The sequence below is a fragment of the Paenibacillus sp. GYB006 genome (assembly GCF_036577645.1).
In the GTDB taxonomy this organism is placed as follows: Bacteria; Bacillota; Bacilli; order Paenibacillales; family Paenibacillaceae; genus Paenibacillus.
In genome coordinates, this window is record NZ_JARBDA010000001.1 from 724,932 (window position 1) to 739,916 (window position 14,985).

At 42.2% G+C, this 14,985-nt stretch carries 11 protein-coding genes; 9 read left to right on the top strand and 2 right to left on the bottom strand.

What is annotated here, in order from left to right:
- Positions 1–45 precede the first annotated feature (45 nt).
- The 8 genes from PV403_RS03520 to PV403_RS03555 are packed head-to-tail and all read left to right on the top strand — an operon-like array spanning position 46 to position 11,192.
- Positions 46–3,000 carry an extracellular solute-binding protein gene (locus tag PV403_RS03520; RefSeq protein WP_332083605.1) on the top strand — a complete coding sequence of 985 codons (2,955 nt, stop codon included), beginning with the start codon at positions 46–48 and terminating at the stop codon, positions 2,998–3,000.
- Complete coding sequence (locus PV403_RS03525; protein WP_213532173.1) at positions 2,987–3,895, top strand: carbohydrate ABC transporter permease; 909 nt, start codon at positions 2,987–2,989, stop codon at positions 3,893–3,895. The genes PV403_RS03520 and PV403_RS03525 overlap by 14 nt, the downstream gene beginning before the upstream one ends.
- Before the next feature lie 6 nt (positions 3,896–3,901).
- Complete coding sequence (locus PV403_RS03530) at positions 3,902–4,765, top strand: carbohydrate ABC transporter permease (RefSeq protein ID WP_332083606.1); 864 nt, start codon at positions 3,902–3,904, stop codon at positions 4,763–4,765.
- 10 nt (positions 4,766–4,775) lie between these two features.
- Positions 4,776–6,275 (top strand): hypothetical protein, encoded by a 1,500-nt coding sequence (locus PV403_RS03535; RefSeq protein ID WP_332083607.1) that lies wholly within the window; start codon positions 4,776–4,778, stop codon positions 6,273–6,275.
- Positions 6,272–6,889, top strand: a complete 618-nt coding sequence (locus PV403_RS03540) for a Yip1 family protein (protein WP_213532176.1) — start codon at positions 6,272–6,274, stop codon at positions 6,887–6,889. The genes PV403_RS03535 and PV403_RS03540 overlap by 4 nt, the downstream gene beginning before the upstream one ends.
- Positions 6,890–6,904: 15 nt before the next feature.
- Positions 6,905–9,319, top strand: a complete 2,415-nt coding sequence (locus tag PV403_RS03545; protein ID WP_332083608.1) for a DUF5696 domain-containing protein — start codon at positions 6,905–6,907, stop codon at positions 9,317–9,319.
- 3 nt (positions 9,320–9,322) lie between these two features.
- Positions 9,323–10,198 carry a carbohydrate ABC transporter permease gene (locus PV403_RS03550; protein ID WP_332083609.1) on the top strand — a complete coding sequence of 292 codons (876 nt, stop codon included), beginning with the start codon at positions 9,323–9,325 and terminating at the stop codon, positions 10,196–10,198.
- A gap of 1 nt (position 10,199) precedes the next feature.
- A complete protein-coding gene (locus PV403_RS03555; RefSeq protein WP_213532179.1) occupies positions 10,200–11,192 on the top strand; it encodes a carbohydrate ABC transporter permease in 993 nt (330 codons plus the stop codon).
- Positions 11,193–11,289: 97 nt separating this feature from the next.
- Here the strand turns inward: PV403_RS03555 and PV403_RS03560 are convergent, their stop codons facing one another.
- Positions 11,290–12,204 carry an ArsR/SmtB family transcription factor gene (locus PV403_RS03560; RefSeq protein ID WP_332083610.1) on the bottom strand — a complete coding sequence of 305 codons (915 nt, stop codon included), beginning with the start codon at positions 12,202–12,204 and terminating at the stop codon, positions 11,290–11,292.
- A 246-nt stretch (positions 12,205–12,450) separates the two neighbouring features.
- Complete coding sequence (locus PV403_RS03565) at positions 12,451–13,659, bottom strand: MFS transporter (protein ID WP_332083611.1); 1,209 nt, start codon at positions 13,657–13,659, stop codon at positions 12,451–12,453.
- 251 nt (positions 13,660–13,910) lie between these two features.
- Between PV403_RS03565 and hemE the strand changes: the two genes are divergently transcribed.
- Entirely contained in the window at positions 13,911–14,972 is a 1,062-nt protein-coding gene (gene hemE, locus PV403_RS03570; protein ID WP_332083612.1) for a uroporphyrinogen decarboxylase, read from the top strand.
- Positions 14,973–14,985: the final 13 nt, after the last annotated feature.

The following is a 14,985-nucleotide window of genomic DNA, read 5'->3' on the forward strand; positions in this document are numbered from 1 at the left end:
CTGTAACGGATACCGAACGAACTTGCAAAAGGAGGTATTTCATACGTGGTTCGCTGGCTGCTTCGATATAAAATAACCCTCATTTCTATTCTAGCTGCCGCTATTTTCTTGATATGGTGGAATGATTCGAGAGGGTATGACGATGATGCAATGGCTCATATTCCTGTCTTAACAGGTGTAGAGCAGACTTCCATTTTGGAGCAGGAAGATGCCGGAAGCAAACTAGAATCCTCGTATTTGGATTACATAAAAGAGCATAGCAATCATGGGGCAGCAGATGCACAGAGCGAAAAAATCAAATTGCTTATGACGGGTGCAGTAAAGACGAGTGATCAAGGTACGGAATGGGTAGGCAATCTTGGGGAACAAACAGGTCCCTTTCTTGCGCTGACAGACGAGAATAGCTGGAGTGAATATCAATTTGAAGTACCGGAAGATGGTTTCTACCAAATCGGTATGGACTATTATGCGCTGCCAGGAAAACGGTCTTCTATTGTGAGAAGTATACAAATTGATGGCAAATTCCCTTTTTATCAGGCTCGTAAACTGGAATTCCAAAGAATGTGGTCTGAATCTGGAGAACCCTGGCATGATAATCAAGGAAATGAATTTAATCCTGCTCGAAAAGAAGTCAGCGGTTGGCAGTACCGAGATTTTCAGGATCCAGAAGCGAAAACATATGAACCGCTGCGTTTTTATCTAACAAAAGGGTTGCATACTTTGCGAATGACAAGTGTGAGAGAACCAGCGGCCATAGGACAGATTTATATTCACTCCCCAAAGGAGATTCCTACTTATGAAGAAGTAAGTCAAGAATATACAGCAAAAGAGTACAGTCAGACGAAAGGTGTGCTCATTAAGGTACAGGCAGAAGAATCTAGTTTACGATCTGATCCAACTTTAAAAAGAATAGAAGACCGGGAACCTGCGACCGAACCTTTTAACAAAGATGCAATCACCCTCAATACATTCGGAGGAGCTAGCTGGCGAAATGGAGGGCAATGGGCTGAATGGGAGATTGAGGTCCCGGAGAGTGGTCTTTATGAGATCGGAGCACGGTACGGACAATGGTTTTTGAACGGAATCCCGGTGGAACGGAAAGTGACTATTGATGGGGAACTGCCATTTCGTGAAATGAATGGATTTGCTTTTCCTTATAAACAAGAATTCCAGATCGCAAAATTTGGTACCGAGGAGAAGCCTTATCAACTCTATCTGGAGAAAGGCAAACATCATTTGCGAATGGAAGTTCAAGTAGGAGCGCTGGGAAGTATTCTTGAAGACATTACGAGTACGACGCGCAAAATGTCCTTAATCGGCCGTGAAGTAATTCAGGTTACAGGGACGAATCCTGATCCGAACGGAGACTGGGAGCTTGAACAGAATATTGAGAATCTTGTGCCTAGACTTCAGCTTATGGCTCGCACGTTTGATGATACGATCAAAGCGCTTTACGAACTTGGGGTTACCGAAGGAAGTTCTGAAGTAAGTACACTGTATGAAGCGCGAGACGTACTGCTTAGTATGGCAGAGGAGACCCGGACCATACCAGGAAGAATACAACAATTTAATGATCTTCAGGCTTCTCTAGGTACATGGGTTAACTCACTCAGTAAGCAAAGTCTTCTGCTGGATTATTTAATTGTGAAGTCCCCGGATCAGGAGTGGCCTGAGCCAAGTGCAGGTTGGGTGAAAAGAACAGGGACGATGGTCTATGATTTTGTACAGTCGTTTACTAAAGACTACGGCGGGATAGGCAATGTATATGAAGGGGAAGAGGTACTTGAAGTTTGGGTAGCCAGAGGACGCGATTGGGTAGATATCATCAAGCAAATGATTGATGAAGATTTCACACCAGAAACCGGAATTAAGGTCAATGTGAATGTGATACCAGCCCAGCAAATGCAGGTATTGCTTCTAGCGAGCACTTCGGGAATTGCTCCTGACGTAGCATTAGGCGTAGATGGAGAAGTACCGATCGATTATGCGGTCAGAAATGGTCTTATCAATCTGGAGGAGTTCTCTGATTATGGTGAGATTGCAGCTCGGTTTAGACCGGGTGCACTCATACCGTATGAATATAATGGAGGAAGTTTCGCCCTGCCGGAAAATCAAAACTTTAATATGCTTTTTTATCGTAAAGACATTATGGAGGAACTTGGATATTCGGAAGAAGAGATGCCGGATACTTGGGAAGAGGTTATGGATCTTATTCCTATTTTGCAGCAAAACGGAATGGATTTCTTTTACCCTCATGCACCTAACAATCCTGCTCTTGCGATTAATGAATTTGCTCCGTTCTTGTTCCAACATGGTGGAGAGTTTTATCGTGAAGACGGTAAGATATCCAATCTCGATTCACCAGAAGCGATGGAAGCTTTCAAGATGTGGACGGGACTATTTACGAATTACAAAATACAGAAGCAGGCTGATTTTTATAACCGATTCCGTTCTGGTGAAATGCCGATTGGCGTAGCTGATTACTCGACTTATGTCCTGTTATCTACGGCTGCTCCTGAGCTTACTGGTTGGTGGGGAATGAAGCCAATGCCAGGTATGGAAGAAGCAGATGGTCAAATCAATCGATCTACTGGCGGACTCGCACAGACGGGAATGATTTTTAAAGATACAGAAATGAAAGAAGAATCATGGGAATTTTTAAAATGGTGGACTTCAGCAGATGCACAGGAACGGTTCGGATCTGAACTGGAAGCGCTGCTTGGAGTAGAGGCAAGATGGAACACGGCCAATGTGGAAGCGCTTAAACGTCTGCCGTGGCAAGAAAATGATATTAACGCTATTTTGGAGCAATGGGAATGGTTTAAAGAACGTGAAGTCGTCATTGGTGGATATTACACCACAAGACATATCGCTAACATATGGAACGAAATCGTGCTAAACGGCAAAATTACCCGTGAGGCTGTGGAAGAGGGAGTACGCGAAATTGACAAGGAACTACGGAAGAAAAGGGAGGAGTTTGGTCTAGATGATGACTCATAATCGTTCCACGCTCTGGCGGGAAATAAAAAAGAATCGGGTGTCCTACTACTTCCTGGCCCCGTTTCTGATCCTGTTCACACTTTTTACCATCGTTCCTGTTGCTACTTCCATCGGTCTAAGTTTCACTTATTACAATATTCTAGAGCCGCCCAAGTTCATTGGGTTATCTAATTATCGATTGTTGTTTGTTGATGATGATATTTTTCTTAAAGCCATTGGCATTACATTAAAATTCGCATTTATTACGGGCCCGGTTGGGTACATTATGGCTTTCCTCCTGGCCTGGCTGATTAGTCAAGTTCCGCAAAAATACCGTTTTTTCTATACTCTTTGTTTCTATACTCCATCGATAACGAGTGCGACAGCAATGTCCGTCGTATGGCTCTATTTATTCGCTGGGGATCGAAGAGGTCTACTTAATTACTACGCAAGTAAACTTGGGATCATCAACGAGCCTTATTTATTTTTACAAAATGTAAATTCAATTGTTCCCGTTATTATTATTGTTTCTTTATGGATGTCAATGGGTGTTGGCTTCCTAGCATTCCTTGCCGGTCTGCAGAATGTTCCCAAAGATTTATATGAAGCAGGTTCTATTGACGGCATCAGGTTCAGGTGGCAACAGCTTTGGTACATTACGCTTCCTTCTGTCAAACCTCAGCTTTTATTCGGTGCTGTTTTGCAGGTTGTCAGTTCCTTGACCGTATTTGATATCAGTGTGCAGCTCGTGGGTTTACCAAGCCCGTTGTATGCAGGACATACGATTCTTGCGCATTTGTTTGACTATGCATTTATTAAGTTTGAAATGGGATATGCCGCAGCCATTGCTGTTGTACTCTTCTTCATGATGATCGGTCTGAACCGACTGATTTTTAACTGGCTGGGAAAGGACTGATTCGTAATGTTTGGCACATACCAAGGCAAGAAAAGGGATGTTGGAGGTATTGTCCTATATATCTTTCTGACGCTGCTCGGGCTGCTTATGCTGGCTCCTCTAGTTTATATGATCTCTACAGCGTTCAAACCAGTTAGTGAACTATTTTTATTTCCACCCCGATTTTTTGTAAATAATCCAACCCTGCTGAATTTCAGGGATTTGCTCTTAGTTACAGGTACGACATCGGTTCCTTTTTCACGCTATATCTTCAACAGTTTATTTATCAGTATTTGTATTGTGTTTTTTGGAGTCATGATTTCCGCTATGGCGGCATATCCGCTTGCTAAGCACAATATGCCCTTCAGAGGGGCGATCTTCAATATGGTGGTACTTGCCCTTATGTTTTCACCGCTTGTTGTGCAGATTCCGCAGTATTTGCTCGTTAGCAAGCTGGGGCTCATTAATACGTACTGGGCTTTAATTCTTCCATATTTGGCAGCACCGATGGGAATATTTCTTATGACACAGTTTCTTCGTCAACTGCCGGATGCTCTTCTTGAAGCAGCTCGTATGGACGGGGCATCGGAATGGAAAGTTTTTGTCAGTGTTGTTCTTCCCATGTTAAAACCGGCGATTTCTACGTTTGCCTTATTCAGTTTTATTTCCGCTTGGAATGATCCTTATCCAGCTATGGTCTATACAACGGAAGAAGATATGAAGTCGCTGCCCCTGGCAATTCAGACGATCGGCGGAGGGGCAGGCGTTGTAGCCAGGGTAGGTACGCTTGCAGCTGCATCTTTGCTTATGATTATTCCAACGATCCTCGTATTTATCATTACACAGCGAATGGTGCTGCAGACGATGGCCCATTCGGGGCTGAAGGAATAGGGAGGAGCATATGAAACGTTGGCTTCGATATGGATCGCTACTAATTGCTGTACTTTTTGCGAGTGTTACTGTTGAACCTGCTTTCTCTTATGCAGACGCACCTTATCACGGATATACCGAAAATACGCATGGAGATCGTGTTCACTCCATTAACGGGTATTTTTATGAACGTTCTATTGAAGGAGTGGAACTGGAATCTGGTCCACTGAATGCCCCAGAAGATATCTTTGTAGGTTCGGATGATTCCTTATACATTGTAGATTCCGGTAACAGCCGAATTTTACATCTGACAGAAGACGGTAAGCTGATAAAAGTAATGGGTGCAGAAGAAGGAAAAGGAAAACTAAACGAACCGAAAGGGGTATTTGTAACCGGTGATGGCACCGTTTATGCAGCGGATACCAAAAATCAGCGGATTGTCATTTACAGTGCGGATGGTACGTATCAAAAAGAATTCGCAAAACCTGAAAGTCCATTGCTCGGTGCCAGTTTTTCCTACTCACCTTCGAAGCTGCTTGTTGATAAGCGGGGCTATATGTTTGTTGTAAGTGATGGGAATACACAGGGGCTGATTCAGATTGATCCGAATGGGCAGTTTAGAGGATTTTATGGAGCCAATCATATCGGATTTAGCTGGAGTCGATTGTTTGTAAGAATGCTTGCGACGGATGAACAAAAAGCAAAACTTGCGACAACAAAGCCGCTTGAGTTTTCAAATGCAGTTCAGGATAAGGAAGGATTTATCTATACAACGACCCTTGGTACGGAAACAAATCAGGTAAAACGATTGTCTCCTGTCGGGGTAGATACACTGAATCCGGGAGTAAAGGTATATGGAGATCAATCATTCGATTCTATCCCTGCTTTTATTGATATTACGGTAGATGAGAACGGGGTAATGACGGCGCTGGATTTAATGAATAGCAAAGTTTATCAGTATGACAAATTAGGCACTTTGCTTTTTGTTTTTGGAGGACTAGGAGAGCAGAATGGGCTTTTTGTGACACCTTCCAGCATTGCTCAGTCTAGTAAAGGTACGATTTATGTCGTGGATAAAGGCCGAAATCGGGTCGATCTGTTCCGTACCACTCCATTTGCGGATACGGTCCATGAAGCTTCTAAGTTGTACGTCGATGGAAGATATGAAGAGGCAGAAGGGCTGTGGCAGCAAGTGTTGCAGCAAAATGGAAACTTCGATTTAGCTTATTTTGCGATTGGCAAGTCTCTTTATAAAGCACAACGTTATCAGGAAGCAATGAGTTACTTTAAATTAGCAGGTGCTCGCGGTGAGTATTCTGATGCCTTTTACGAGTATCGAAAAGAATGGATAAGAGAGTACTTTGCCTGGATTAGCGGTGGAATCATTGTTCTATTTCTCTTCCTGCGCTATCTGCTGCCTCGAATGATGAGAAAAATGCTGCGGGGCTTTCGTGCTTACAGTAACAAAGAAAAGCATCCGCTGCCACAACCTCATAGCGATCGCACAATGAAAGGAGGCCAGGCTAAATGAGAACAACAGCACAAATGATGTTTGGTGTGTTAAGGCATCCTTTTGATTTTTATGAGGAGATTCAAAAAACAAATCGCATTCGATGGCGTGATGCTGTCATTGTTGTGCTTTTGGCATATATAGCACGTATGTTGTCACTTGTACTAACTGGATATGCATTTGAAACAAGAGAGCCGTACGAAATATCATACCTTCATGAGTTTGTCTGGATTGTGGTTCCCTGGTTTACCTGGTGTGTATCGAACTGGGGAGTCAGCGCTATCCTTGATGGAGAAGGAAAATTTAAAGAAGTGGTTGTAGGCAGCGCTTTTGCACTTGTTCCCTATATCGTCTTCATCGTTCCTATAACACTGCTTACCTTTGTGTTTTCTTTACAAGAATATTCTACGTATTCGGTCCTAGTCAAAGTCGTGTTCATATGGACTGCATGGCTCCTGCTCCTCAAAGTGAAAAAAATTCATGATTTTGAATTTGGAAAGTTAGTGTTTATTACACTGCTTAGTATGATCGGAATCGCAATTTTATGGTTTATCGGCATACTTATGTTTGGTCTGATCAATCAGCTTATTCAGTTCATTATTGAACTGTTTAGAGAAATGAACTTCCGAAAGTAGGTGTTAATTATGCGGATGAAAAGCAAATGGATATTTGTTCTCGCTTTGGTGCTCGGATTCAGCTCTAATCCCTACTTCGGTTCAGCATCAGGCCAGTCTAATCGATTAAGTGCAGATATGGGTAATTCCATTCAAATTGCCTTAGAAGAGACGGATCTGTCTTTGGAGGAGACTGGAAATGAGCCTATTGAGGATACTCAGGAGCAGGAAGTGGATCAAGCAGAGGAATCGGCTAAGAACGAGGAAGAACAGGAAGTAGCTGCTGAAGGAGAAGTTTCTGAGGGAACGGACACCGTAAACCCAGTATTATCTCTTGGTCCTTACCCGATTACGGCCACAAAAAAAGTGACAGAGAATGATAAACTCGAACTTTTTATCGATGAGAAGAACGGGAATATTAGGCTGGTTGATAAATTAACAAAAAAAGAATGGCTTGGCGCACCCCAAGTAGACCGGACTACGATGCCAAATAATAAAAAATATATGGATTCTCCGCTTCATATTAAATACACCGAAGGGACGGATACGGTTCAGACGCACACCCTAAAAGAAAAAGAGAATGAACTGTCGATCGAGTATACCGAACTAGGGGCCAGGTTAAGCTTCCTGCTTCCTATAGAAAAGCTCGAAATTACTATGGAATATAAACTTCTTAGTAATGGTCTCGAAGTTCTTATACCTGAAGAATCTATTAAAGAAACGGGTACAGCTCGAATTGTAAGTTTAGAACCGTTGCCTTTTTTTAATGCAGCTGCGGGAGAAGAGAAAGGAGCTATCTTTATTCCTGACGGCTCTGGAGCGCTGATTCATTATAAAAAGGAACATCCGATGTTTTACTCAGGGTATTCAGAATATGTATATGGTTCAGACCCGATCTATGTAAGCGCGGAGCATACGAATATCGAGGCGAATTTCCGTAAAGCCAATCCACCCAAAGAAAAAATTGCAATGCCCGTATTTGGAAATTACCGCGGTGATGTTGGGTTTTTAGGAATCGTTACAGCAGGGGATTATGATGCCAAGATTAATGCGACTCCTTCCGGTATACGGAATATACCGCTGTACCGCGTTTCTTCTGAATTTGTTTACCGCAAAAACGATGTAATTTTTATCGGGTCATCCGGTCAAATCCCTTTTTATCAAGGAGAACGGATTCCGGGAGAGAGACGGGCTCAGTTCATATTACTCCAAGGCGATGAAGCCGATTATGTAGGGATGGCAAAAGCCTATCGTGAGTATCTGACGACAAGTAAAGGAGTTACCCCAATTACGGAAAATGCTTCTTCCATGTCGATTCGTTTGGTCGGAGGAATCATGAGGGATGAGATCATAGGGAGTACATTTATTGAGATGACTACTTTCCGTGAAGCTCAGGAGATCATTGATCGTTTTGCTGAAGAAGGCATGACAAATATAAGGATTACACTGGAAGGCTATGGCAAGAACGGTTTATATGGAGATCAGCCTAAGCATTTCCCAATTTCCAAAAAGCTTGGAGGAGAAAAGGAATTACGAGAACTTGCTGCTTACGCAAAAAACCGCGGTATTAGTTTATATGTAGAAGCGAACTATGCTCGTGCTTATGAGGATAGCAGCGGAATACGGAAAAGTAGAGACGGCATTAGAGGAATGGATCGGGAACTTGCCGTAAGCTCGGAATACGAAGTCTCCAGTGGATGGAATGATGACAGTGAAGTATTTTACTGGCTCAAACCCGATCGAATCATTGAAAAATTCGTAAGCAAAGAACAAGAAAAATTCAAAAAAATAGGTGCTTCGGGTATTCAGTTTTCCTATTGGGGAGAGACACTCATGTCTGATCTGGATCCGAAAAGTATCTCTACAAGACAAAGCATTGCAGAAAAATGGATAAAAGCAATGGATACCGTGCGAAGCTCCGATTTAAAATCAGGAGTTAGTTACGGGAATGCGTATACTTACGGTCATATTGATACCATTGATAATGTACCGCTTGATTCCAGCCATTTTATTTATACAGATGAAACCGTTCCTTTCTACCAGATTGTACTCCGTGGCCTCATACCGTACAGTGCTAGTCCAACCAATCTGCGAGATGATGCGATTAATGAGAAACTTCGTATGATTGAATATGGTGCGCTGCCAAGTATGCGACTGACTTTTCAGCCAACGAACCTGTTGCAGCGAACAATGGAAGATGAACTGTGGAGCTCCGAATACACGTACTGGTCTTCCGTGGCTGCTGAAGAATTTGGTCAATTACAGGAGTTATATAAGCAGCTTGAGGGAGCAGTCATTGAAGATCATAAGCAGATTGAAAGCGAGGTCTATGTTACTACCTACAGTAATGAAATCTCTGTATATGTAAATTATCGTACAGAAGCAGCTGTGATAGAAGGATTGACTGTACCTGCGCTTGGATACATCGTGCAAGAAGGAGGGGGAGCATAAGAGATGAGAAAATCAAAGATCTCCATGCGAGGCAGACACATTCTAGAGGGGTATGGGTTTATTTCGATATGGATCATAGGTTTCATGCTGTTTATGGCGTACCCCTTGGGTCAGTCCTTATATTATTCCCTAAATCATCTTACGGTCACTGAAAAGGGGCTCGTTGCAGAGTTTGCTGGACTTACAAATTACCGAGCTGCCTTTACGACAGATGTTGATTTTTTACCGTTACTCCAAAAAACAATGACCACCATGCTTACACAAGTACCACTTATTCTTATCTTTGCCATGTTTAGTGCACTACTGCTGAATAGAAATTTTAAAGGCAGAGTGATCTTTCGCGGAATCTTCTTTTTGCCCGTGATTATTGCTTCGGGTGCCATTTTAAGAGAACTACTCGAGCAAGGAGCGGCCCAGCTTCCTATTTTTTATCAATATGGACTCTTTGGGATGCTGAATGATTTTATTCCCGGTGCTGTTCTTGGTCCCTTATTAAAATATGCAGACTCTCTTACCCTGGTCATGTGGGATGCCGGTGTACAGATCCTCATCTTTATTGCTGGACTACAGACGATTTCTCCTTCTTTATACGAGGCAGCAAAGTGTGACGGAGCGACCAAATGGGAGGCTTTTTGGAAAATTACTTTTCCGATGATTATGCCGATGATCTTTGTAAATACACTATACAGTGTAGTGAACTCGTTCACGAAAACGGATAACCATATCATGAACCACATTATGAATAATGTATTTAAAACAAATAATTATGCCTATGGTTCTGCAATGGGTTGGATTTACTTTATCGTGATTTCGATTGTACTGGCTGTAATCTTCTTCTTATTCAGAAAAAGCTTGCTGCAGACAGAGGGGAGGGCTTGATATGTTGAAATCCGTTATTAGAAGATGGACAATGCCTTCTACTGTTTTATCTGATAAGCAAGAGTTGGGTTGGCAAATTAGAGCAGTACGAAAATCGGGACAAACCATTAAAGGCATCCTTTTTTATCTCACCATTTTAAGCTTATCTTTTGTTTTCATGTACCCACTGCTATACATGGTATCCAAATCACTAATGCGACCGCAAGATATTGCAGATGCAACCATAAGATGGATTCCTAAAGAGTTCAGCTTAGTCAATTACAGTATTGCCATGAACGAGATTAATTTTTGGAGAGGACTTCTCAACAGCTCCATTATTTCGTTTGGCAGTGCTGTACTTCAAGTATTAAGTTGTTCATTAGTGGGTTATGGCTTTGCACGTTATCGGTTTCCAGGGCAAGCTTTATGGATGGCTCTTGTCGTATTTACGTTTTTGGTACCTCCGCAAACGATTGTAGTCCCATTGTTTACGTTTTTTCTTGATTTAGGATGGGTGAACACTCATCTACCCTTTATCGTACCTTCTGCACTTGGTCATGGACTGAAGGGAGCATTGTTTGTCTTAATCTTTGTTCAATTCTACCGCAGGCTTCCTACGGTATTTGAGGAGGCAGCACGTATTGACGGGGCAGGGGCGTTTCGAACTTACTGGACGATCATGTTTCCTTTAGCCAAACCTGCGATGCTTGTTGTATTTCTATTTTCAGTCGTATGGCATTGGAATGACTTATTTCAGCCGAATATGTATTTGTTGGTACCGGAATATTTTAACCTTGCTCAAAATATGGCTTTATTTAATGGAAACGCAAATCTTGAATTTCAACAGGCAACTCAAAGTATTTCTGCCAGCAGTGCAATTGGTCTAGCTCCGACACTCCAAAATCAAATTATGGCGGCAGCTGTACTTACACTACTTCCTGTGCTTATTCTTTATATGTTTACACAACGATATTTTGTAGAAAGTGTGGAACGAAGCGGTATCGCAGGGGAATAGGGCGACGGTTATACTATGCATTTCTCATACGGATTTATCATATTAAATTAAAAACGGCAGCACTCCCGCTATTACATGAGCCCGGGGGTGCTGCTGTTTATACGTCTGCTTTTTCATAGTAAAGTTTGAATACCAAGTCCTGATTATAGTTGCCGAACCCTGTTCCAAATAAAGTAGCTCCTCCGATATGCTCGGCATCTTCTTCCACGGCAATTCGAAACGTCCACTGTTTTGAGCGAATATCCACATCCTCTAGTGTTATATCTGAGATTTTATGTCCATCGATAAAGGTGCCGTCTTTGTTTACACGTAGCACCTTATACAGTCCATATTGGTTAATCTCATCCCACCACCATTCGGGTGTGAATTTGCCGCGCGATCCGCCAAAATCTCCAGGGCTCGTCCAAATACCAAGCCGTATCCCATTGAAGAAGAAAGAGATATCGGAAGGCCAATTATCATTAGCCGAAGGAGCTTCGGAAGAAATCTCAAAGGAAATCTCAAGTTCCGTAGGTTCTTCGCTTTTTAGAATAAAATTCGCAGTTCGATACTCTACATAACCTTTTGTAAACCATAAAATTTTTGCGTTTACTCTTTCTGCATCAAGAAAATATCTGGGTTCGTCAAACATACCGATTACTTTTGTGGTTGTTGCAAGGCCGCAGGTTGGCTCAACAACGAAATCACTATAATGACCTATGGATACGATGTATTCGTGGAACCTACGACGTGTTCTTTCTTTTTGAGGAAAGACAATTTCAATACCTTCCGTAGTCAGCTTACACATTTTCTTAGTCCCATTTTGACCCGAAACAAGACTGGATGTAATAATTCCTGCTTTCTCTAGTTTCTTAACATGCATCGTCATGATCGCACTGCTTAAGTTTAGAGCTTGTGCTAGTTCTTTTACGTTCATATCTTGATGTGACAGCAGCTCAATCATTCGCAGCCTGACATCACTTGCAAGTGCCTCATACACAGGCAGATATAATTCATTTGTACTAATGATCATGAGAGTGAAGTCTCCTTCGGTCAATTGGTTATTCCAGTATATATTTGGAATTGATGGATTAATTATATTATAAATAGTTCTAGGATACTATGCTAAGGTTTCTATAATATTTGATCATATTTATTCTTAATAGAATGAGCTAAGTGGATGCATAAAATAAAAAAGGATTTTCTTATCAAGCTTCACTTATCCGCTTGAAGAAAATCCTTTTTACAAACAGAATCAACGAGATCGATATAACTATGGTTATTGTGATCTAATAGATTTTCGTGAATAGAGTTTTGTCCGTACCCAAACCACATTAATGAGAAGAAGCACACCTGAAATAATAAAGAGACCTTCAATCCCAATAAAACCGGATAAGAACCCTCCGACTACTGCGCCAATCATATTTCCTAAAGCCAGTGTACTGCTGTTGAATCCAAAGGCCCGGCTTTCCATTCCGTCGGGGGTATACTTGCGAATTAGAGAGTTGACGCTCGGAAGCAGTCCTCCCATAAATACGCCCATGAGGAACCGGATCGCGACAAGCTGCCATACACTATGGACGAAAGCTTGAGGAATCAGGGTTAAGGCTGCTCCAATCAGTGCGAAAGTCAAGATTCGATGGGATCCAACCTTATCACTCAGTTTACCGAGTAGTGGAGAAGTAATCATATTTGAAATTCCCGCCACTGCACTGACCACTCCGGCAAAGAAAGCAAGATTCTCTGCTGTACCATGGAGCTTATGTACATAAAGCGGCAAGAGTGACATTGGGCTCACCATTGCAAATTGAAGGAGAAAAGTGACGGCAAATAACGCAGGTAATTGAGGTGCTTTTGTCAGCTCACGTAAACCTTCCATAACCGATTGCTGGGGCAGATGCGAAGCTTCTTCCCGATCGAATTTTTCTCTAACCAAAAAGAGTGCCAGCATGGACGCAATAAAAATAAGTGATCCTGTAATGTAAAAGATAGGTCTAAATCCTACCAGATCAGCTAGAATTCCGCCAATGAGGGGTCCAAGAATCGTACCTGCAACTTGTCCTGATTGAACCGTGCCCATTGCAAAACCCATTTGTTTTTTCGGTGTCGTTCCAGAAATAAGTGCTACAGCGGCGGGGTTAAAGCCAGATATTGTACCGTTTAATAAGCGAAGGAACAACAGATGCCAGGGGCTCGTAGCAAGTCCCATAAGGGCAATTACAATCGCCATCCCGAATCCGGAGCGAAGCAACATGATTTTTCTGCCATATTTATCTGCGAGTTTTCCCCATAGAGGTTGAAAGATAAAGGATGTCAGAAAGTTAGCAGCAAAAATAAAACCTGCCCATAGTCCGATTTCTCGTTCACCTGTTACACCAAGGTCTTGAGCGAGATAAAGGGACAGAAACGGAGTTACCATCGTCATGCCTGCGTTAACGAGAAACTGTCCGAACCAGAGCACAATGAGATTGACTTTCCATGATTTCAAGGCGCCAGTTCACTTCCTTTCTGCCGTTTCTTAAGTTGAGTGTTTCCATTCCTTCAGTATAGCACACTGAATTTTTGTTATCGGTTAAGCAGTTTAATGACAGAAATTCTTTACAACTTCTTCAGAAGTCTTTCATGTTAGGCAGAAAAGCTTCATCTAATTGTCAAGGGATGTTCGGTTTCCTATCCTTGTTACCTACTCATAAAAAGGGCATAATGAAGTAAAGACTTTACAATAGGGGAGGCCCCAAAATGGCATACAATAATACGTTTATAGAAGCCAGCTTCAAAAGACAAGTAGATCGGTTGCCTGTATGGTACATGAGACAAGCGGGGCGCTATGACCCTGAATATCGGAAGATAAAAGAAAAATACACACTTTTGGAGATTTGTAAACAGCCGGAACTTGCAGCTGAGGTGACGATGTTGCCCGTACGCAAGCTGGGTGTGGATGCAGCTATTCTTTATTCCGACATTATGAATCCGGTAGCTTCGCTTGGTATTGACTTTGATATCGTCAAAGATATTGGACCTGTCATCGATAATCCAATTCGCTCAGCGGCTGATATTGATCGTCTTAAACCCATTGATGTTGATAAGGATCTATCCCACATCATGGAGACGATCCAAATATTAGATCATGAACTTCAGGTTCCGCTTATTACTTTTGCAGGGGCGCCTTTTACAATAGCAAGCTATTTAATCGAAGGCCGTCCATCGAAAAGTTACATACGAACGAAAGAAATGATGTACAGCGAGCCTGCTCTTTGGTTTACATTAATGGACAAACTTGGAGATATGGTAATTACTTATGTTCGTCATCAAATTGAAAATGGAGGAAAAGCTTTTCAGGTGTTTGACAGCTGGGTAGGAGCTCTTGCCCCGCAAGACTTCAAATACTATGTACTGCCTACCATTACTCGTATCTTTGATGAGCTGTCGGATCTAAAAGTACCTAAAATTTACTTCCCAGGCGTGAGTTCAGGTGAACTGCTTCCTACACTGCATGAGGTCAAAGCAGATATTATTGGTCTTGACTGGAGAGTCTCTATTACCGAAGGTCGCTTGCGACTCGGTGAGAAGTTTGCCGTACAAGGGAATCTGGATCCTTATGTGCTGACTGCCCCAATGGACACGATTAAGAAATATGCCAAAGATATTATTGATCAAGGCATTCAGTCTCCTGGCTATATATTCAATCTGGGGCATGGTTTATTTCCAGAGGCTTCGATTGATAAATTGAAAGAACTTACGGATTATGTTCATGAATATTCAGAGCAAGCCATTCGTGCAAAGAAGTCAACTGTATTTTAAATAAGACGAACAA